Genomic DNA, 20,240 nt, shown 5'->3' with positions numbered 1-20,240 from the left:
GGAACGAGATGAACGAATTTCTGTACCAGGCCTCGATCTATCTGGCGGCGGCGGTGATCGCCGTGCCCCTGTCGGCGCGGTTGGGGCTGGGGTCGGTTCTGGGCTACCTCGCCGCCGGCCTTGCCATCGGGCCGATTCTGGGCTTGGTGGGGGCGGAAACCAAAGACCTGCAGCATGTGGCCGAATTCGGCGTGGTCATGATGCTGTTCCTGATCGGGCTTGAACTGGAACCGCGCGCGCTGTGGGACATGCGGCACAAGCTGCTGGGGCTGGGCGGGCTGCAGATTTCAATCTCGACCGCGGCCATCGCGGCCGTGACCTATTATACCGGGCAACCGTGGACGGTCGCCCTGGCGGTTGGGCTGACCCTGTCGCTGTCTTCGACGGCGATTGTGCTTCAGACCTTGTCCGAAAAAGGGTTGATGCGCACCAATGGTGGCCGGGCGACGTTCTCGGTTCTGTTGACGCAGGACATCGCGGTGATCCCGATCCTGGCCTTTCTGCCGCTGCTGGCCATGCCGGCCAGCATCTTCATCGAGGATGATGGCTCGATCACGCGCGGTGGCGACGGGCACGGCGACGCGAACCATGCGCTGTCGCTGGTCGACGGCCTGCCCGGCTGGGCGGTGACGCTGGTGACATTGGGCGCGATCGCGGTCGTGATCCTGGTCGGCGTCTACCTGACCCGCCCCCTGTTCCGGTTCATCCACGCGACCCGCTTGCGCGAGATGTATACGGCGCTGGCCCTGATGATCGTGGTCGGGATCTCGTTCCTGATGACGCTGGTGGGCCTGTCGCCGGCGCTGGGGGCCTTTCTGGCGGGCGTCGTCCTGGCCAGTTCCGAGTTCCGGCACGAAATGGAAAGCGATCTGGAGCCGTTCAAGGGGTTGCTGCTGGGTCTGTTCTTCATCACCGTCGGGGCTGGCATTGACGTAGGGTATTTCTTCAACGATCCCTTCGACCTGATCGGGCTGGCGCTGCTGGTGATCCTGATCAAGGGCATCATCCTCTACATCGTCGGGCGCGCCTTCAATCTGCGTGGGCGCGATCATTGGCTTTTCACATTGGGTCTGGCACAGGCGGGCGAATTCGGCTTCGTGCTATTGGCTTTTTCGACCAAGCAGAGCGTGATCCCGCCTGCCCTTGGACAAAAGCTGTTGATGATCATCGCGCTGACGATGCTGATCACGCCGCTGTTGTTCATCCTGTATGATGTCCTGTCGCGCCGCATCCGCGACCGGGCCCCTCAGGTCGAACCCGAGGACATCGACGAACAGGGGCCCGTCATCATCGCCGGGATCGGCCGGTTCGGCCAGATCGTCAATCGTCTGGTCCGCGCCAGCGGGTTCAAGACGGTGGTTCTGGACCACAACATCGAGACCATCCAGTTGATGCGGCGCTTTGGCGTCAAGGGGTTTCTGGGCGACCCGACGCGGCCCGAACTGCTGCGGGCGGCGGGGCTGGAAAAGGCCTCAGTCCTGGTGGCCGCGATGGACAACCCCAAAGAAGTGACCCGGCTGGTTGCCTATGCCCGGCGGCAGCGCCCCGATCTGCACATCGTCGCGCGCGCTCATGACCGCACCCATGTGTACGAACTCTACCAGGCCGGCGCCGATGATATCGTCCGCGAGCTGTTCGACAGTTCGCTTCGGGCGGGCCGCTATGTGCTGGAAAATATCGGGCTGAGCGAATACGAAGCCGCGCAGGCCCAACAGACATTCTATCACCACGACCGGCAGGCAATCCGCGAATTGGCCGAGTTGTGGGTTCCCGGCCAGCCGACGGCCGAGAACAAGAAATACATCGAAAAGGCGCGCGAATTGGAGAAGGACCTGGAAACCGCGCTGCTGGAACTGGCCGAGAAGAAGGAAAAGAAATCCGCCTGATCCGGCGCGGGGCCGGATCAGATGGGCGTCATCCTTCCGACACGCCGGCCTCGGCAAAGGTGGCCATGCCCGAATGGCAGGCAACGGCGCTTTTCAGGATGTTGATCGCCAGCGCGCCACCCGACCCTTCGCCCAGCCGCAGCCCGAGGTTCAGCAAGGGGGCCTTGTCCAGCTTTGCCAGCATGGCGGCGTGGGCGCCCTCGGCGCTTTGATGGCCGGCCAACGCGTGATCCAGCGCGCCGGGCGCCACACGATCCAGGCAGGCGGCGGCCGCCGTGCAGATGAACCCATCCAGAATGACAGGTATCCGTAACACCCGTGCCGCCGCGATCGCCCCGGCCATGGCCGCAAGTTCCCGCCCACCCAGGCAGCGCAGGATCTCGAGCCCATCACCCGAGGCCCCGTGCAGTGCGACACCTTCGGCCACGACGCGCGTCTTGTTGGCAAGCCCGGCATCGTCCACACCGGTGCCACGCCCGGTCCAGTCGGCGGCCTCTCCGCCGAACAGGGCACAGGCTATCGCCGCCGCCGGGGTCGTATTGCCGATGCCCATTTCGCCGACCACAAGCAGGTCTGCATCGGGGTCGACCGCCCGCCACCCCGTACGCAACGCGTCCAGAAGCTCGGCCTCGGTCATGGCCGGGCCTTGCGTGAAATCCGCCGTCGGTCGATCGAGATCCAGCGCCTGCACCGTCATCCTGGCCCCGGCCGCCTTGGCCAGTTGGTTGATTGCGGCGCCGCCATGTTCGAAATTCAGGACCATCTGCGCGGTGACTTCGGGCGGAAAAGCCGAAACCCCCTGCGCTGTCACCCCGTGATTGCCGGCAAACACGATCACCTGCGGCGCCTCGATCCGCGGCTGCGCGTCGCCGCGCCAGCCCGCATACCAGATCGCTAGTTCCTCGAGCCGACCCAAGGCCCCCGGCGGCTTGGTCAATTGGCCGTTGCGGTCGGAAGCGCCCCTTAGCGCGTCCCCGTCCGGGCCGGGCGCAGTACGCAAAGCATCCCGGAAAGTATTCAGATCATCGAGTTCGGGCAGCATTCAAAGCCTCGTTGCATCACAGTCGTCCTGCGTGTTTAACCGAACGCGAGGCTCCAACAACCCCTTGAAAGGCGCGCAGGTGCACAAAAACGACACACGGCTGTTTTCGCCCCGGGACATACCGCTGGCGCTGGTTCTTCTCACGCGGTTGCCCCTGCCCCGGCTGCCGGATGAGGTTTTCGCCCGTCAGGCGCACGCGGTCTGGGCCTTTCCCCTCGCGGGACTGGTCGTTGGCCTGCTGGCCGGTCTGGTCGGCTGGGTGGCGTCGGGTGCCGGTCTGCCGCCCTGGGGCACGGCCGCCCTGATCGCCGCAACCCTGACCATCGTGACCGGCGCCATGCACGAAGACGGGCTGGCCGACACCGCTGATGGGCTGTGGGGCGGCTATTCGGTCGAGCGGCGGCTCGAGATCATGAAGGACAGCCACATCGGCACGTTCGGTGTGTTGGCGTTGGTTTTTTCACAGTTAATGCGGGTGGCCGCGATCGTCGCCCTTCTGACCGGCGGAGGGCTTGCGTGCCTCGTGGCAGCGGCGGTGGTCTCGCGCGCGATGATGCCGCCGTTGATGGCGGGGCTGCCCAATGCGCGCGGCGCGGGGTTGAGCCATCAGGTCGGAACGCCTCCGGGCTCGGCGGTGATCGCGGGGTTGGTTCTGGCCTGCTTTCTGGGCATGGCCCTGGCGGGCTGGCCCGCGATTGCCGCGACGGTGTGCGCGGGCCTGGCGGTGATGACGGTCGCTGCAATTGCCAAGGCAAAGATCGGTGGCCAGACCGGCGACATCCTGGGCGCCACCCAGCAAGTGTCCGAGATCGTGTTTCTTCTGGTCCTGGCCGCTGCGGCCTAGGTCACGCCACCTGTTTCGATCCGCAAGGTTGCGCCGCAATGCTTGCAGTGCACCGCATCCGGGTCATGCCGGAACAATCCGCAGCTGCGGCATTTATATCGGACCTTTTGCGGCATGAAGACGGCCTGCGCCAGGCGCACGAACAGCGCCACCCCGACGACCATGATGAACACCGAAAACAGCTTGCCGCCCGGCGTGGGCAGGGTGATGTCTCCGAACCCCGTGGTGGTCAGAGTAGCCATCGTGAAATACAGCGCGTCGATATAGGGAGTTTCGCTGCTGGATGGAATGAAGAACACCAAAACGGCGGTTGACGTTGCAAACACGAAGACCAAAAGGTTCACCGCCGCAATCACCGCATCTTCATGCGTGCGAAAAAACGTGCTGTCTCTCCGCAGATCCCGCAGCAGATGGTAGGAATGGATCAGCCGCAGCGCCCGCAGAACCCTCAGGAAGGCCAGGCTGCCGGTCAGAAACGGATCGAGGACGATCGACACGATCACCACCAGATCGGCCATCGTGTAGATCTTGAACAACAGTTTCCGGCGATCCTTGGCGATCCACAATCGGGCCAGGAAATCCAGCAGGATGATCAGCCCCACGCCCCAGCTGACCGCGATCAGCGCCGGCCCGTGGGGTATGTTGGCCGTGGAAACGAAGAACACGATCGAGGCGAAATCGAATAAGATGAGGAAATACCGAAACCACACCGAAACCGCCGCGCGACCGACATACAGTGCCCTAACCGTTTGTTTCATCACCGCCTCTCGATCAGTACCATCCCCGAAAACCTAACCCGCAACCGGTCGCCCGACCAAGGCGCGCCCATGAAAAAACCGCCCCGTAACCGGGGCGGTCAAATCTGTCGGATCACATCGGATCAGGCTGCGCGCGAGGTCAAGGCTTCGTCAACCTGCTTGGCAGCGGCAATCTCGTCGGACCCCGAGACAGCCGCGACTTCTCGGGTCAGCCGGTCAAGCGCGGCCTCGTACAGCTGACGCTCGGAGTAGCTCTGCTCGCGTTGTTCGTCGGTGCGATGCAGGTCACGGACCACTTCGGCGATCGAGATCAGGTCTCCGGAATTGATTTTCTGTTCATATTCTTGTGCCCGGCGCGACCACATGGCCCGTTTGACTTTGGCCTTGCCCTTCAGGGTCTTCATGGCCTGGCTGATCACGTCCGGCGAGCTCAGCGACCGCAGCCCCGACTCGGTGGCCTTGTTGGTCGGCACCCGCAGTGTCATCTTGTCCTTTTCGAACGAGATCACGAATAGTTCCAGCTTGAATCCCGCAACTTCCTGTTCTTCGATCGATATGATCTTCCCAACCCCATGGGCCGGGTAGACAACAAAATCGTTCGGGCGAAACTCGAGCTTCTTCGATTTTGACATGCACTTGCTTCCTTGGTTTCAGAGCGGGAACAGACGGCAAAAGCCGAACCGGGGTCTGTAATGACCCCCGTCGGGTTGCCGGCTTTATTGATTTCAGCACTCCAAAGCGAACATACTTACGGAGTCATCCCCATCTCGGTCGATTTCTGAGTTTGATCATATCACAAAAATACGACATCTGGAAGCCGGCCTAACAGCTACAGGCAAGATATCGAGGTTTTTCAGAGCTTTGATGTCCTGAAAGCCGCGATTGCGACGGCCGAATCGCTTAGCCGCCTTCGCCCGGGGCTTCCGAGAAATACTTCTCCATCTTGCCCTCTTCGCCGTCGTGCTTCTCGGCATCGGGCAGCGGATCCTTCTTCGACACGATCACCGGCCAGATCTCGGCGTATTTCCGGTTGAATTCGACCCACTCTTCCATGCCCGGCTCGGTATCGGGGCGGATCGCGTCAGCAGGGCATTCCGGCTCGCACACACCGCAGTCGATGCACTCGTCGGGATGGATGACCAGCGTGTTCTCACCCTCGTAGAAGCAATCGACCGGACAAACCTCGACGCAGTCGGTGTATTTGCAGGCAATGCAGTTCTCGGTGACAACATAGGTCATGGTCGAATTCCCATATCGGTTTCGGCGACTAGCTAATTCAACCCGCACCGGTCTTCAAGAGAAGATCACCCCCTTGAGGTGCGAGAAAGATCAAGCGCACGCCGATCCTTCTTGGTCGGACGACCTTTTCCCACGAAACCCGGATTTCCCGGCAGAGCGTTCTGCGCGGGCATCAGATCGGTGTACAGCGTCTGCGCCTCGGACGCGGGGCCGCGACGCTCGCCCAGGAATTCGACGCGGACGACCCGGACCACTCGCCCCTGCGCAAAGGTCAGGACATCCCCGGGCCCGACGGTCTGCGCCGGCTTCTGGGCCCGGTCTCCGTTTATGCGCACATGGCCAGCGCTGACCTGTCTGGCAGCCAGGCTGCGGGTCTTGAAGAACCGAGCATGCCACAGCCACTTGTCGATCCGCAGCTTGGCCAGCGCCTCTGCCATGGCGGATCAGTTGCCTTCCTTCAGACCCATCAGCGCCGCGGCGAAGGGGTTGTCGGGGTCGATGGCCTTTTCCTTTTTCGGTGGGCGCGACGAGAAGGTCTTGGCCCCTTGCGGCTTGCCCCCCTTGCCCCCTTGCGGCTTGCCACGGCCTTCGCGCGGCCCACCGCCCGGCTTGCCCTTGCCGCGCGGCTGCTGTGCATCCCGGCGCGGGCCGCGATTGCCTTGCCGCTGACGGCCCCAAGTGAAGGTATAGAACACCTCGATCTCGGGCTCGTCCGATGCCGGTTCGGCGGCCGGGGCCTCGGCGGGCGCCTCGGCGCTTTCGGTGGCCTCGGCTGACGGCTCGGCGGGTTCGCCTGCCGCATCCACCGGGGCATCAGAAGCTTCGGGTCCGGTCTCTGCCGGCTGCGCGTCGGATTCATCCGTCAGTTGAGGCTCGGCCATCGCTGGCCGGACCTTGACGCGCTCACCGCGTTCAGCCTTGTATCCCAGCCCCTGCATCAGGTCGGCAAATTGCTCCAGCGTCATGCCGGTGATCGACAACATGTCGGGCTTGGCCTCGAATCCGCCACGACTGTCTTCTGCCCGCAGCATGTCGGCCAAGCGCTCCAGCATGTCGATGCGGATGGCGCGCTCGCCCGCGTTGCGGTACCCGCACATGGTGTCATAGCCCTCGGGCGCATCCTTGGCGACGGGGACTGTCACGAGGCCCGGGGGCGGCGCTTCGGGAAACTCCTGCAGGCCGTTGGCCAAGGCCCACAACACCAGACGCAGACGCGTCGGGGCAGGCTTCAACAACAGCGGCATGAAGATGGTGAACTGACCGAACCGGATGCCGTGTTTGCGCAGCGCGCCGCGGGCGTCCTGGTCCAGATCCTTAACTTCTTGGGCGACACCGGCGCGCGGCAGGATGCCCAACGCCTCGACCATGCGGAAGGCAAAGCCCCGGGCCAGGCCCGTCAGCTCTTCGTCGCGCGACAGGTTCAGCAGGGGTTCGAACAGGGTCGCGATCTTGCGGTCGATGAAGTGCTGCAGGCGGCGCTGAACCTTCTGTTCGACCTCCGGCCCTGCGGCCTCGTCCACGAACACCTCGACCATCGGCTTGAGCGGCTCGGCCCCGGCAACCAGCTTGCCAACGGCATATTCGCCCCACATCAGGCCACCCTGTTCGGTAAAATCAATTTCGGTATCGGGCGCGTTGTAGAAGCGATCGGCACGCAGATGGAATTGCGGCGCGAGTGCTTGCAGCGAGGCCGATTTAAGCGCTTTCGCCTCGGTTCCCTGCGCGCTTTTGTCCGGGATGAACCGGAACCCTTCCAGACGACCGACGAATTCGCCTTCGACGGTCACTTCACCCTTGTCATTCACTTCGGCCAAAAGGGCCTCCTTCTGTTTGAGCCGGCGCAGCAGAACAGATGTACGCCGGTCCACAAATCTTTGCGTCAGACGTTCATGCAAAGCGTCCGACACCCTGTCTTCTACAGCGCGGGTTTCCGCGCGCCAATGGGATTCGTCGCGCACCCAGCCGTTTCGTTGCGCAACATATGTCCAGGTGCGAATATACGCCAACCTTTTGGACAACGCATCAATATCGCCGCCGGTTCGGTCGATCCGGCGGATCTGGCGCGCCAGGAAATCCTCGGGGATCGTACCGCGTTCGTGCAGATGCCCAAAAATCGATTCGAGCAGGCTGGCATGTTCGGCATGGCTGATGCCGCGAAAATCGGGGATTCGGCAGACATCCCACAACAGGCGGATCGACGGGCCGTCACTGGCACGGGCCACAACCTCGGGCACCTGGGCCAGCGATTTCAGCGCGTTCAAATCGTCGGCGGGCCGGGCTTTGACCAAGTGTTCGTTGTCCGGGCTGGCCTCGAGCGAGTCGATCAGCGCATCGACCGACCCGAACCGCAAGGCGGCATTCCGCCAGTTCAGCTTTTTCATCGGCGTGAACCGGCTGTCCATGATGGCCTGTGCCACGCCCTCGTCCAGCGGCGATGCCTCGCCCGTCACGCCGAAGGTGCCATCCGACATGCCGCGCCCGGCGCGCCCGGCGATCTGGGCCAGTTCGTTCGGAGCCAGCGGCCGCATACGACGGCCATCGAATTTGGACAGGGACGAAAACGCCACGTGGTTCACATCGAGGTTCAGCCCCATCCCGATGGCGTCGGTGGCTACCAGATAGTCGACCTCGCCATTCTGGTACAGCTCGACCTGCGCATTCCGCGTACGCGGGCTGAGTGCGCCCATGACCACGGCCGCCCCACCCTTTTGCCGCCGCAATAGCTCGGCAATGGCATAGACGTTCTCGACCGAGAACCCGACGATGGCGCTGCGCGGGGGCATGCGGCTGATTTTTTTGGACCCGGTGTAAACCAGTTGCGACATCCGCTCGCGCCGGACGAACTGCGCCTGCGGAACCAGCGCCGCGATCGGGCCGCGCATCGTGTCGGCACCCAGAAACAGCGTCTCGTGCGTGCCGCGCATTCTCAGCAGCCGGTCGGTAAAGACATGACCGCGCTCGGGGTCGGCGCACAGTTGTATTTCGTCGATGGCCACGAAATCGGTGCCCATCCCCTCGGGCATCGCCTCAACCGTGCAGACCCAGTATTGCGTGCGCGGCGGCACGATGCGTTCTTCACCCGTCACAAGAGCCACCACCGAGGGGCCGCGGATGGCGACGATCTTGTCATAGACCTCGCGCGCAAGCAGCCGCAGCGGCAGGCCGATGACACCGGTCCGGTGGCCCAGCATGCGTTCGATCGCATAGTGGGTTTTGCCTGTGTTGGTCGGGCCAAGTACGGCCACGATTCGGGATGCCCCGTTCACCTTTGCCCCCTGCCCGGACCTTAAAGCGCCTTGCCCGCGATTTGCGGTTTCAGCCGATTCACGGCATTGGTTACTTCTTCGTGATGGGGATGTATAGCCAGCGCGCGCGAATAGGCCTCATAGGCCCGGTCGGGCTGACCCAGAACCTCGAAGATCAGGCCCAGACCATAAATGGCTTGGTAATTGTTCGGGTTCAGGGTCAGGGCATGTTCAAGATCCGCCGCCGCCATGCCGAACCGTTCCAGCCCGAAAAAGACCGAGGCCCGCGCATGCCAGCCCTCGGAAAAATCGGGCGCGTGGTCGGTCAGCGCTGTCAGGTGATCCAGGGCAGCGTCGATGTTCCCCTGTTCCATCGCATCGCGCCCCCGTTCCAGCAGCAGATCCGCCGAGGCCGAGCCGGATTGCGACCACAGCGCCTGCAACTGCCGATCCAGGCCAATGGCCTGTTGCGGCGTCGCCTCGGCCAGTTGCCGCAGCAGTTCCGCCTCGTCGCGCAGATCGGCCTGCTGTCCCCACGCAGTGGTGGAAAACGTGACTAGGACCGCAAATGCCGCAACGGTACCTTTGAGATTGTTGACTGCAATGCTCATAACAATGTTCAGTGTAGCGTTGCGACCGCGGATGTCCATTCACGGCGCACCAACAAATGAGGAAGACCATGAGCGACACTCTTGAAAAAGCGGCAGCCGCGCTGAACGAAAAACTGTCGGGGGGCGAATTCGATTCTTCGGCGAAATTCGCCATTGCCGACCTGGGCTCGATCGTGCTGGACGCGAATGGCGCGCGGGTCAGCGACGAGGACGCTGAAGTCACCCTGAGCGCCGACGCGGAAACGTTTGAACAGATCCTCAACGGCGAGTTGAACCCCACCGGTGCGTTCATGGCCGGCAAGCTGAGCGTCGATGGCGACATGGGAATTGCCATGAAACTTGCCTCGGTACTGGCCTGATGGAACTGTCGCCGGCCCCTTTCTTTGAAGACGTGGCCGGCGGTCCCGTCGGCGGCGCCGCGCATTGGTTGACCACCAGCGACGGCACGCGCATCCGCGGGGGCCACTGGCGCCCCGAGGGTGAGGCGACCGGGACGGTGATGATCTTTCCCGGCCGCACCGAATACATTGAAAAATATGGCAATGCGGCGGGCGAGTTCGTGCGGCGCGGCTTTGCCGTACTGGCCGTGGACTGGCGCGGACAGGGTCTGGCCGACAGGTTGCTGGAAGATCCGCGCATCGGACATGTGGACAAGTTCACCGACTATCAGCAGGACGTGCGCGAAACACTGAAACTGGCCAAGCACCTGGGCCTGCCGAAACCCTGGCACGTGATCGGCCATTCGATGGGCGGCGCGATCGGGTTGCGCGCGGTTCTGGAGACCGGCCGGTTTGCCTCTTGCGCTTTCACCGGCCCGATGTGGGGCATTTTCTTCACCCCCCTCATGAAGCCACTCAGCCGCCTGACCGCCTATTGGGGGCCGCGATTCGGGTTGGGCGAACGCACGCCGCCCACGACATCGCTGGACAGCTATGTGCTGACCCAGCCGTTCGAGGGCAACGTTCTGACCCGCGACCCCGGGATGTACCGGATGATGCAGGATCAGTTGAAAGCGCACCCCGAACTGGCCTTGGGCGCCCCGTCCACCATCTGGCTGCGCGAGGCGCTGGACGAATGTGAATGGCTTGTGGCGCAGACCGCGCCGGACATTCCCTGCCTGACCTATCTTGGCACCCACGAGCAGATCGTGGACCGCAAGGCGATCCGGGCGCGGATGACGAATTGGCCCAGCGGCCGGCTGGTCGAAATCCCCGACGGCGAACACGAGGTGATGATGGAACCGCCCGAGGTCCGCGGCCCCGTATTCGAAGAGATGGCCGCGCATTTCTCGGCCGCCGCCAACGGGCAGTTATCCGATCTTGCGATGACGCGCTGACGCCTCGGCTGCTTGTGATCCGCGCGCCCTGCGCCTAGATGTGGTCCAACGCAGACAATCGAGGTGTTTCATGCACGAGCTTCCCTTCCCCGTCCGAGACGCAAATGCCGGTGGCGGCGCCGACAACCTTGGCAACCTGCCGGAGTGGAATCTGGACGATCTTTACAAGGGACAGGACGCGCCGGAACTGACCCGCGATCTTGAGTGGCTGGAACAGGAGTGCGCGGGTTTTGCCGCCGATTACGAAGGCAAGCTGGCCGATCTGGACGCTCAGGGCCTTCTGACCTGCGTGAAGCGCAACGAAAAGATCAACGCCGTCGCCGGGCGGATCATGTCCTTTGCCGGGCTGCGCTATTACCAGCTGACCACGGATGCCGAGCGCGCCAAGTTCCTGTCGGACATGCAGGAAAAGGTTACGCTGTTCACCACGCCTCTGGTGTTCTTCACGCTCGAGATAAACCGCATCGACGATGACGTACTGGCCGCTCATTTCAAGGCCAACGCGGACCTGGCCCGGTACGAGCCCGTCTTCCGCCGCATCCGCGCGATGAAGCCCTATCAACTGTCGGACGAGTTGGAGAAATTCCTGCATGATCTGGGGGTGGTCGGCGACGCGTGGGAACGGCTGTTCGACGAAACCATTGCCGGGCTGACCTTTACCGTGGATGGCGAAGAGCTGAACATCGAGGGCACCCTGAATCTGCTGACCGAACAGGACCGGTCCAAGCGCGAGGCGGCGGCTCGCGAACTGGCCCGTGTGTTTCAGGACAACATCAAGACTTTTGCCAGGGTCCACAACACCCAGACCAAGGAAAAGGAAATCATCGACCGCTGGCGCAAGATGCCAACCCCGCAGACCGCGCGGCACCTGGCGAACGATGTCGAACCCGAGGTGGTCGAAGCTTTGCGCGAGGCGGTCGTGGCCGCCTATCCCAAGCTCAGCCACCGCTATTACGAGCTCAAGCGCAAATGGCTGGGGCTGGATGTGATGCAGGTCTGGGACCGCAACGCGCCGCTGCCGATGGAAGACACCCGCACCGTGTCGTGGGAAGACGCCGAGAAGACGGTGATGGAGGCCTATGCCGCCTTCGATTCCCGAATGGCCGAGATTGCGGCGCCGTTCTTTTCGAAAGGCTGGATCGACGCTGCGGTGAAACCGGGCAAGGCCCCGGGTGCCTTCGCGCACCCCACCGTGACCGATGTGCACCCCTATGTGATGCTGAACTACCTGGGCAAACCGCGCGACGTGATGACGCTTGCGCACGAGCTGGGCCACGGCGTGCATCAGGTGCTGGCCGCCGGTCAGGGCGAGATGCTGTCCTCGACGCCCCTGACGCTGGCCGAAACCGCCAGCGTCTTCGGCGAGATGCTGACCTTCCGCAAGATGCTGGATCAGGCCGAAACGCCCGAGCAGCGCAAGGTTCTGTTGGCCGGCAAGGTCGAGGACATGATCAACACGGTAGTCCGCCAGATCGCCTTTTACGATTTTGAATGCAAGCTGCACGCCGCCCGCCGCGAGGGCGAACTGACGCCGGACGACATCAACGCCCTGTGGATGAGCGTTCAGGCTGAAAGCCTTGGCCCGGCGTTTGAATTCATGGATGGGTACGAGACGTTCTGGGCCTATATCCCGCACTTTGTTCACTCGCCCTTCTATGTCTATGCCTATGCCTTCGGTGACGGGTTGGTGAACGCGCTGTACTCAGTGTACGAAAGCGGCGCGGAAGGGTTCGAAGACAAGTATTTCGAGATGCTGTGCGCGGGCGGCTCCAAGCACCACAAAGAGCTATTGGCCCCGTTCGGTCTGGATGCCAGCGACCCGAAATTCTGGGACAAGGGCCTGTCGATGATCTCGGGCTTCATCGACGAGTTGGAGGCGATGGAAGAGTGACACCCAAGACCGGGCGCTGGGCCGCGCTGAAGGCACAGCTGCGCCCGGTTCTGGCCCGCATTCGCCAGAAGGTTCCGCGCGGGTTGCGCTTCGTCGTGGGCGTCCTGCTGATCATCGGCGGAATTTTCGGATTCCTGCCAGTGGTGGGGTTCTGGATGATTCCGCTGGGGATCATGGTCGCCGCAATGGATGTGCGGCTGTTGATACGCTGGAGGCGAACGCGTCGGAACGGCCGGGTTCGCTGACCTGGTCGGGGCAACCCTATTTCAGCTGGCTGTCCTTGGACCCGCGCCGGTTGATACCGCCGCGGGCTTTGTAGGCGCCGTCGTGCTCCTGCTGGCAGTCTAGGCACAGCTTGACGCCCGGGATGGCCTGACGCCGTTTTTCCGGGATCGGTTCCTCGCATTCCGCGCAATGGGTCAGGCTGTCGCCCACGGGGCGTTTGCGCGCCTGCATCCGGGCCAGCTCGTCGGAAATCGACGCTTCGATCTGTTCGCTTACCGCGCCGTCACGCGCCCAGCCTCCGGCCATGGTCTCCTCCGTTTCAGCCGCCGGCCAGTCTAGGCGCGCAGTGGTACGTCACGCAAGTCAGAGCGGTGTCGCGCCATCGAACACCCGGTCGATCATCGCTTGCGTCCCGCGCGAGAATTCGAGCGGACACGGGTATTCGTCCCCCGCGCGAATGGTTCGGCAAAACGCCTCGACCTGCAGCTTGTAGTGATCGTCGGCTGGGAAACGCGTCACAAGAACTTCCAAACCCGGGCGATGCAGTTCGACCCGAGCCTCGCCAAACACCCGCGCGTTGAACGGCGCGGTCAGGCGGATCAGGCCGCGTTCCCCGTGAAAGACCATTTCCTGATGGGGGTGCATGCGGATCGAGACATAGGCCGAATAAGTAAAGCCCGGAAACTGCGCGCGTATTTCCGTGAACGCGTCGATTCCATCCTCCCAACGGATGGCCGATTGCACGGTGTCCGGTTCCTGCCCCGTCGCGAAACGGGCCGACCCGATGACATAGACGCCGATGTCGCGCAGCCCGCCGCCGCCGGTTTCGGCGCGGTTGCGGATATTGCCGGTGTCCGCGCGGTTGTCGAAGCTGAATGCGCCCGTGACATGCACCAGATCACCGATGGCGCCATCGGCGATCAGGTTGCGCACATGCTGCCACTGAGGGTGGTGCACGATCATATAGGCCTCGGCCGCCAGCAGCCCGGTCTGGTCGCGCTTGTGGATGAGGGCGTCGAACTCCTCGGCGCGCATGGTCATCGGCTTTTCACACAGAACGTGCTTGCCAGCCTCCAGCGCCTTAAGGCTCCATTCCACATGCAGGTGGTTCGGAAGCGGAATGTAGACCGCCTCGATTTCGGGCGAGGCCAGCAGCGCGCCATAGTCGTCAAAGACCTTCAGGTCCGGGCAGAAGTCCTGAAACGGCTCGGCCTTGGCCGGATCCGAGGTCGCCAGGGCGGCCAGTCGCGCGCCCGAAGCCGCATGGATCGCCGGCCCCATGAATTGGCGCGCGAATTTCGCCGCCCCCAGAATGCCCCATTGAACCGGCTTGTGCATGGTGTCCTCCGTATTTGACCACGTTGGGCGCTGAAATGTTTGCGCCAACATCCGTTGCGACCTCTGTATCAGCCAAGCGACGCCAAGTCAGGCTTTTCTCATCAGTTTTCGCCCATAAGCTGCCGGAAACGCTTGGGGAGGAAAAACGTGAAGAGACTACTGAAATGGCTGGCCGGCCTTGTGGTGGCCGCGCTTGTCCTCGGAGCCGTGGTGTTCTTTGGTTTCGTGCCGGCCTATGTCGAAGGCGCGCGCAACAACGTGATCAACCACGACCCATATCCGGTGTCCGACACCGCCGCGGCCCTGCACGAAACCCTGCTCGTGGGCGACCTGCATGCCGATCCGCTGTTGTGGAGCCGCGACCTGACCGAGCGCGGAACCCGCGGCCAGGTGGATATTCCCCGGCTGATCGAAGGCAACGTGGCCCTGCAGGTGTTCACCGCCGTGACCAAGTCACCGGCCGGGCAGAACTACGAGGCAAACTCGGCCGATGCATTCGACAACATCACGCTGTTGGCCATCGGCCAGCTGTGGCCGCTGCGTACCTGGGACAGCCTTAAGGAACGCGCTATTTATCAGGCCGAGAAATTGCATCGGTTCGAGGCCGCCTCGGACGGGCACCTCAAGGTTATCAAGACCCGCGCGGATCTCGAGGCCGTTCTGGACGCCCGGGCGCGCGGCGAAAAGGTCGTGGGCGGCATTCTGGGAATCGAAGGCGCCCATCCGCTGGAGGGCGATCTGGCCAATCTCGAGCCGATATTCGATGCCGGCCACAGGGTGTTCGGGCTGCAGCATTTCTTTGACAACGAACTGGGCGGCTCGCTGCACGGCACCGGGAACACGGGCTTGACCGAATTCGGACGGCAGGTGGTGGCCGAACTGGCCAAACGCCCGGTTGTGATCGACCTGGCCCACTCCAGCCCGCAAGTGGCGCACGACGTGCTGGCCATGACAGACGAGCCGCTGATCGTCAGCCATGGCGGCCTGCACGGGTTCTGCCCGGTCAAGCGCAACTATCCCGACGACCTGATGAAGGAAATCGCGGCGACCGGCGGTGTCATCGGGATGGGATACTGGGCCGATGTCACCTGCGGCGACATCACCCCGACGGGCATCGCGAAAATGATCAAGGCTGCCATCCAAACGGTGGGCGAAGATCATGTGGCGCTCGGGTCCGACTATGACGGCTCGGTCGAGACCGCGTTCGACACGTCGGAACTGGCCGCGCTGACCTCGGCCTTGCAGGACGAAGGCCTGACCGAAACGCAGATCCGCAAGGTCATGGGCGAAAACATGGTACGGGTATTCCGCCAACAGCTGGAGTAGCGGCACGAAAAAACCGGCCCGGAGCGATCCAGGCCGGCTGTTCAGGTCGGTCGTGGCGCATCAGGCCGGGGTCAGCATCCCCTTTTCCCGCGCCAGTTCCCGCATCTTTTTCTGCAGCTTTTCAAAGGCGCGCACCTCGATCTGGCGAATGCGCTCGCGGCTGACATTGTATTGCGAGCTCAGCTCTTCCAGCGTGACGGGCTGATCCATCAGCCGCCGCTGGGTCAGAATGTCCTTTTCGCGGTCGTTCAGCACCTCGAGCGCCTCGGCCAGCAACTCACGCCGAACCTCAAGCTCTTCGCGGGCCTCATAATCGCCGGCCTGGTCGGCATCTTCGTCTTCCAGCCAGTCCTGCCACTGCATGGTGCCTTCGCCCTCGGAGCCGACCGTGGCGTTCAGCGAGGCATCCCCGCCGGACATGCGGCGGTTCATGCTAATGACCTCCTCTTCGGTCACGCCAAGGTCGTTGGCGATCTGCTTGACGTTGTCGGGATGCAGGTCGCCGTCTTCCAACGCACCGATGCGTGCCTTGGCTTTCCGCAGATTGAAGAACAGCTTTTTCTGCGCTGACGTGGTGCCCAGTTTAACCAGCGACCACGACCGCAGGATGTATTCCTGGATCGAGGCGCGGATCCACCACATGGCATATGTCGCCAGGCGGAAGCCCTTTTCCGGGTCAAACCGTTTCACGGCCTGCATCAGGCCTACATTGGCCTCGGAAATCACCTCGGCTTGGGGCAGCCCATAGCCGCGATAGCCCATGGCGATCTTGGCGGCCAGCCGCAGATGCGACGTCACCATCTTGTGCGCCGCTTCGGTGTCCTGCTCTTCGACCCAACGCTTGGCCAGCATGTACTCCTCTTCCGGCTCGAGAAGCGGAAACTTGCGAATCTCCTGCAGATACCGGTTCAGCCCGCCTTCAGGCGTGGGCACGGGGAGGTTTTTGTAATTTGCCATGTATCACGTCCCTTTGGACCAATGTTTATGTCCTTAACATGGATATGGGGCCACGTTTCGGACCATTCAAGGGCAGGTGTTAACAGTGTGGGATTAAAGATTGATAAAGGAAACCTAAGAATGCGTTAGTCACGAGACCTTTCGGGTTGTTTCAACGCCGAAATAAGGGCCTGCATGTCCTGCGGAATAGGGGCTTCGAACCGCATCCGAGCGCCGGTCACGGGGTGTTCAAACCCCAAAACCGCCGCGTGCAGCGCCTGCCGGGGAAAGCTGCTCACCGCCTCTGCCGCGTCCGCGCCGAAGGACCGGGCCGACAGTTTGCGCTTGCCTCCATAGACCGGGTCGCCCACCAGACCATGCCCGGCATGGGCCATGTGCACCCGGATCTGATGGGTGCGCCCGGTTTCCAACCAGCATTCGATCAGCGACACCGCTCCGGGCTGCCCGAACACCTCGACGACCCGGGCGCGCGTGACGGCGTGGCGACCGCCGTGGAACAGCACGGCCTGTTTCTGCCGGTCGTGTTTGTGCCGCGCCAGCTGCGTGGTGATCCGCATCACGTTGCCGGGTTCGAAACTCACGCCTTTGATGCCGCGCAGCCGAGGATCGTTGGCATCAGGAACGCCGTAGCACACCGCGCGGTAATACCGCTCGACGCTGTGCGCCTCGAACTGGGCCGCAAGCCCCTGATGGGCCGCATCCGATTTGGCGACCACCAGAAGCCCGCTGGTATCCTTGTCGATTCGGTGAACGATGCCCGGCCGCTTGACCCCGCCCACGCCAGACAGATCATCGCCGCAGTGATGCAGCAGCGCATTCACCAAAGTGCCGTTGGGGGATCCCGGCGCCGGATGCACGACCATCCCCGCAGGCTTGTTGATCACGATCAGGTCGGCATCTTCGTGCACGATGTCCAACCGAATGTCCTCGGGGCCGATATGACTCTCATCCGCCTCGGACACGGTTATGCAGACAGCCGCACCTTCCGCCACCTTGGCCTTGGCATCGGTCACGACCTTGCCGTCCACCGAAACCGCGCCCTCCTCGATCAGGCGGGCCAGACGGGTCCGCGACAGATTTTCATCTGCTGGCACATCCCGCGAAAGCGCCTTATCAAGGCGGGGCGGCGGAGCGTCCGCGATCACGAAGTCTATTTGCCGGGTGCCCATGACTGTCCCTTCAGATCCTCAAGAACCGCAGGAAACGCCTCAGCTGCGCCTGCTGCGCCGCATGGTCATGTTGCTGACCGCGGTGATGATTGGCGGCGTTCTAGTGACATTCGCCCTGATTGTCATCCGCCTATCGGACAGAACCCCCACCCTGCCCGATCAGATCGAATTGCCCGACGGTGCCCGCGCCCAGGCCGTTACCATCGGCAGCAACTGGTTCGCCGTGGTGACCGATGACAACCGTATCCTGATCTTCGACAAGACCACCGGGCGCCAGCGGCAGGAGATTCCGCTGGATTGAGGCGCCTCAGGCGTCCAGTGCCATACGGAACACGATTTCCGATGCCTGCTTGAGAGCAGCGACCTCTTCGGCGCTGTCGCGGCGGAACCGCAGATCTTCGGCACCAAGGCGGACCGGAGAGAACAAAACTTTGCGGTCGGGAAAGAATTCTTGCCGGAACCCTTCGTCAGCCTCGGCCAGAAAGTCATCCAGCCAGGCGCGCTCATCAGGTTCCAGCACGTCATGCCGGCGGATCATCACCGGATCGCTCACCGCCTGACGGCGCAACTGGCGGCTGCGCTTGCGCCCGATGGCCCGGGTCACCACGCCGAAGGCCTCGCTGGCGACCCGCGACAAGGACAGGTTGGCCGGCAGGTCGGTCGGACACCCGGGTGGCGGCGCAACCCCAAGCCGTGACAGGAAATCATCGATGACATTGCCGTTGGCGAGCTCCGCCCGTTCATATAGAAGCGGCACGATCGCGACGCCCGGAAAAGCCGCTCGGATGCGACCAACCGCACCGGCATAGCTGTGCCCGTCCGGGTTGGACCGGATCGCCGCCAGCCGGTCACGGACAAAGCCCGAGCCATCCGCGGGCAGCCGTCCGTTCTTGGCCCGCTGCTTGTAATCGGCCTCGAAGAAATCGGAATAGCGGCGGCAATAGAACACCACGCGCATCTCGCGCGCGGGAATTTCCGCGAAGACCTGCGCTAGACGCGCCAGGTCGGCGGTGTAGAACATCTCGGACGACACCACACAGGCCTTGTCCGCGTGATCTTCGTATTCGCGAGCGATCGCTTCGCGGAAAGCGTCCAGCGGCTGGGCCGTCTGATTCAGGTGAAACGCCATCATGTTGTGGCTGACCTTGGGGCGCTCGCCCGTGTCCGGCCGCTGACGCCCGGCCTTCATGTAGCGCAGCCCGTTCTCGGACAAGATATCCGCATGACCGCGCAAATAGGACTGAAGCGCGGTCGTACCGGTTTTCGGCATGCCGAGGTGCAACCAGAGCATCAGGCGCCCTCCTGCCCGGCCGTCATCTGCTGCATCAGGGCGCGGATCTCGGCGGTATTCAGCAGCTCGGCAATCTGCCGGCGATGCAGGTCACAGGACTGGTGGTGCAGGCGCGCGGTTTCAGGGTCCGACATGAGGTCGTGGAAATGGCCCCGCTTTCGATCGGCGATGGCGTCAATCGACCGGTCCTCGACCGCGTTGTGGTTCATCATGTTCCAGTAGTCCAACCCAAGGCTTTCACCCGTGTGATGCGCCCGCCCCCGCACCTTCTTGACCAGATAGCTTTCGCAGGATTTCAGCGCATAGTGGTTCACCTGCACCAGATCGTACCCGACCGAGTCCCGGGCCGAGCGCCAGCTGCTGGTGAAATAGCGTTCGGGCATCGGCCGCCCCGATCCGTTGTACCAATGGCACTCCGCCATGCTCTCGACGTTGGGGCGCTTGGGTCGGTGGACGCCGATCACGTTCCAAAGGTGCCGGCGGAACATGGTCTTGAACCCCCAGGCCTGCGGCGGACGCGGCATGTGTTCCGGGGCGGCGCGGCAAAACTGTTCGGACAGGAACCTGTCTTCATAGCCCACGACCCCCGCATTTCCGAACAACCGCCAGGTCATCGAGATCATGCGCGCATCCGGCACCGCTTTTGCCAGTGATTGCAGGGTGTTGTCGCCCGTCTTTACATTAATGTGCTCATCTGCGTCGATAACTACCACCCAGTCCTGCGGCCGCGCCACGTCCATGCGCAGGAACCGTTTGTAGGCACGCTTCTGCGGGCTGCTCGGACGCGCCGAGTTGTTGTCGACATGGATCAGAACGCCGCGGTCGTGCAGTCGCTGCAACAGGGCGTCGGTGCCGTCCGTGCAGTCATTCGTCATCACGACCATCTGGTCGATTCCGATTGCAAGATTGTGCGCCACCCACTCCAGAACGAAGGGGCCCTCATTCTTCATCGGGGTCACGCTGACAAAGCGAGGGGGCTGTTCGACCATGCGGTTCTGCCTCGGATCAATCGGCCCGGTCGGGCGATCCCGCCGCGGGCACCGGTTTTTCATTCAGATTATTTTCTTCGCCCCGGCAGACCA

The 20,240-nt window shown here is 63.0% G+C and carries 21 protein-coding genes; 8 read left to right on the top strand and 13 right to left on the bottom strand.

Annotation, left to right across the window (positions count from 1 at the left end):
• The first annotated feature begins 8 nt into the window (after positions 1-8).
• Positions 9-1,886 (top strand): monovalent cation:proton antiporter-2 (CPA2) family protein, encoded by a 1,878-nt coding sequence (locus tag AC2FMN_RS06810; protein WP_496679638.1) that lies wholly within the window; start codon positions 9-11, stop codon positions 1,884-1,886.
• A 28-nt stretch (positions 1,887-1,914) separates the two neighbouring features.
• Here AC2FMN_RS06810 and cobT read toward each other — a convergent pair whose 3' ends face one another.
• Positions 1,915-2,928, bottom strand: a complete 1,014-nt coding sequence (gene cobT / locus AC2FMN_RS06805; RefSeq protein WP_496687091.1) for a nicotinate-nucleotide--dimethylbenzimidazole phosphoribosyltransferase — start codon at positions 2,926-2,928, stop codon at positions 1,915-1,917.
• Between the two features lie 79 nt (positions 2,929-3,007).
• Between cobT and cobS the strand changes: the two genes are divergently transcribed.
• Complete coding sequence (gene cobS, locus AC2FMN_RS06800; RefSeq protein WP_496687089.1) at positions 3,008-3,772, top strand: adenosylcobinamide-GDP ribazoletransferase; 765 nt, start codon at positions 3,008-3,010, stop codon at positions 3,770-3,772.
• Here cobS and AC2FMN_RS06795 read toward each other — a convergent pair.
• From AC2FMN_RS06795 to AC2FMN_RS06770, 6 genes are all read right to left on the bottom strand, one after another.
• The gene (locus tag AC2FMN_RS06795) at positions 3,769-4,530 is read right to left on the bottom strand and encodes an ion channel (protein ID WP_496679633.1); all 762 of its coding nucleotides are present in this window, start codon (positions 4,528-4,530) and stop codon (positions 3,769-3,771) included. The genes cobS and AC2FMN_RS06795 overlap by 4 nt on opposite strands.
• Positions 4,531-4,652: 122 nt before the next feature.
• Complete coding sequence (locus tag AC2FMN_RS06790; protein WP_149775807.1) at positions 4,653-5,162, bottom strand: CarD family transcriptional regulator; 510 nt, start codon at positions 5,160-5,162, stop codon at positions 4,653-4,655.
• A 268-nt stretch (positions 5,163-5,430) separates the two neighbouring features.
• Positions 5,431-5,769: a ferredoxin FdxA gene (gene fdxA / locus AC2FMN_RS06785; RefSeq protein ID WP_149775806.1), complete on the bottom strand. Its 339-nt coding sequence runs from the start codon at positions 5,767-5,769 to the stop codon at positions 5,431-5,433.
• Between the two features lie 65 nt (positions 5,770-5,834).
• Positions 5,835-6,206 carry an RNA-binding S4 domain-containing protein gene (locus AC2FMN_RS06780; protein WP_496687087.1) on the bottom strand — a complete coding sequence of 124 codons (372 nt, stop codon included), beginning with the start codon at positions 6,204-6,206 and terminating at the stop codon, positions 5,835-5,837.
• 6 nt (positions 6,207-6,212) lie between these two features.
• Positions 6,213-9,035: a helicase-related protein gene (locus tag AC2FMN_RS06775; RefSeq protein WP_496687085.1), complete on the bottom strand. Its 2,823-nt coding sequence runs from the start codon at positions 9,033-9,035 to the stop codon at positions 6,213-6,215.
• 20 nt (positions 9,036-9,055) lie between these two features.
• On the bottom strand, positions 9,056-9,625 hold the full coding sequence (locus AC2FMN_RS06770; protein WP_496687083.1) for a tetratricopeptide repeat protein: 570 nt from the start codon (positions 9,623-9,625) through the stop codon (positions 9,056-9,058).
• Positions 9,626-9,693: 68 nt separating this feature from the next.
• On the opposite strand from AC2FMN_RS06770, the gene AC2FMN_RS06765 reads away from it, so the two are divergent.
• The 4 genes from AC2FMN_RS06765 to AC2FMN_RS06750 all read left to right on the top strand — a co-directional run bounded on the left by AC2FMN_RS06765 (position 9,694) and on the right by AC2FMN_RS06750 (position 13,097).
• The gene (locus AC2FMN_RS06765; protein ID WP_496679625.1) at positions 9,694-9,984 is read left to right on the top strand and encodes an SCP2 sterol-binding domain-containing protein; all 291 of its coding nucleotides are present in this window, start codon (positions 9,694-9,696) and stop codon (positions 9,982-9,984) included.
• The gene (locus AC2FMN_RS06760) at positions 9,984-10,961 is read left to right on the top strand and encodes an alpha/beta hydrolase (RefSeq protein WP_496687081.1); all 978 of its coding nucleotides are present in this window, start codon (positions 9,984-9,986) and stop codon (positions 10,959-10,961) included. Before AC2FMN_RS06765 ends, AC2FMN_RS06760 begins: the two co-directional genes overlap by 1 nt.
• A gap of 70 nt (positions 10,962-11,031) precedes the next feature.
• On the top strand, positions 11,032-12,852 hold the full coding sequence (locus AC2FMN_RS06755) for a M3 family oligoendopeptidase (RefSeq protein ID WP_496687079.1): 1,821 nt from the start codon (positions 11,032-11,034) through the stop codon (positions 12,850-12,852).
• Positions 12,849-13,097, top strand: a complete 249-nt coding sequence (locus AC2FMN_RS06750) for a hypothetical protein (RefSeq protein WP_496679616.1) — start codon at positions 12,849-12,851, stop codon at positions 13,095-13,097. The genes AC2FMN_RS06755 and AC2FMN_RS06750 overlap by 4 nt, the downstream gene beginning before the upstream one ends.
• 16 nt (positions 13,098-13,113) lie before the next feature.
• On the opposite strand, the gene AC2FMN_RS06745 is transcribed toward AC2FMN_RS06750, so the two are convergent.
• Complete coding sequence (locus AC2FMN_RS06745) at positions 13,114-13,383, bottom strand: DksA/TraR family C4-type zinc finger protein (protein ID WP_496679614.1); 270 nt, start codon at positions 13,381-13,383, stop codon at positions 13,114-13,116.
• Between the two features lie 57 nt (positions 13,384-13,440).
• The gene (locus AC2FMN_RS06740; protein ID WP_496687077.1) at positions 13,441-14,415 is read right to left on the bottom strand and encodes a Gfo/Idh/MocA family protein; all 975 of its coding nucleotides are present in this window, start codon (positions 14,413-14,415) and stop codon (positions 13,441-13,443) included.
• Between the two features lie 147 nt (positions 14,416-14,562).
• Between AC2FMN_RS06740 and AC2FMN_RS06735 the strand changes: the two genes are divergently transcribed.
• The gene (locus AC2FMN_RS06735) at positions 14,563-15,741 is read left to right on the top strand and encodes a dipeptidase (RefSeq protein ID WP_496687076.1); all 1,179 of its coding nucleotides are present in this window, start codon (positions 14,563-14,565) and stop codon (positions 15,739-15,741) included.
• Positions 15,742-15,801: 60 nt separating this feature from the next.
• Here AC2FMN_RS06735 and rpoH read toward each other — a convergent pair whose 3' ends face one another.
• Positions 15,802-16,698 carry an RNA polymerase sigma factor RpoH gene (gene rpoH / locus AC2FMN_RS06730; protein WP_496679608.1) on the bottom strand — a complete coding sequence of 299 codons (897 nt, stop codon included), beginning with the start codon at positions 16,696-16,698 and terminating at the stop codon, positions 15,802-15,804.
• 125 nt (positions 16,699-16,823) lie between these two features.
• Positions 16,824-17,867 carry an RluA family pseudouridine synthase gene (locus AC2FMN_RS06725; protein WP_496687074.1) on the bottom strand — a complete coding sequence of 348 codons (1,044 nt, stop codon included), beginning with the start codon at positions 17,865-17,867 and terminating at the stop codon, positions 16,824-16,826.
• Here AC2FMN_RS06725 and AC2FMN_RS06720 point away from each other — a divergent pair.
• Entirely contained in the window at positions 17,866-18,168 is a 303-nt protein-coding gene (locus AC2FMN_RS06720; RefSeq protein ID WP_040634129.1) for a DUF6476 family protein, read from the top strand. The two genes, AC2FMN_RS06725 and AC2FMN_RS06720, sit on opposite strands and share 2 nt — an antisense overlap.
• A 6-nt stretch (positions 18,169-18,174) precedes the next feature.
• On the opposite strand, the gene AC2FMN_RS06715 is transcribed toward AC2FMN_RS06720, so the two are convergent.
• Entirely contained in the window at positions 18,175-19,158 is a 984-nt protein-coding gene (locus AC2FMN_RS06715; RefSeq protein WP_496687073.1) for a hypothetical protein, read from the bottom strand.
• Positions 19,158-20,108: a glycosyltransferase family 2 protein gene (locus AC2FMN_RS06710; RefSeq protein ID WP_496687071.1), complete on the bottom strand. Its 951-nt coding sequence runs from the start codon at positions 20,106-20,108 to the stop codon at positions 19,158-19,160. Before AC2FMN_RS06710 ends, AC2FMN_RS06715 begins: the two co-directional genes overlap by 1 nt.
• Positions 20,109-20,240: the final 132 nt, after the last annotated feature.

This window comes from Ruegeria sp. BHSC037 (assembly GCF_059613045.1).
The sequence above is the reverse complement of the archived record's forward strand: the minus strand, read 5'-3'. Positions and strand labels throughout refer to the sequence as shown.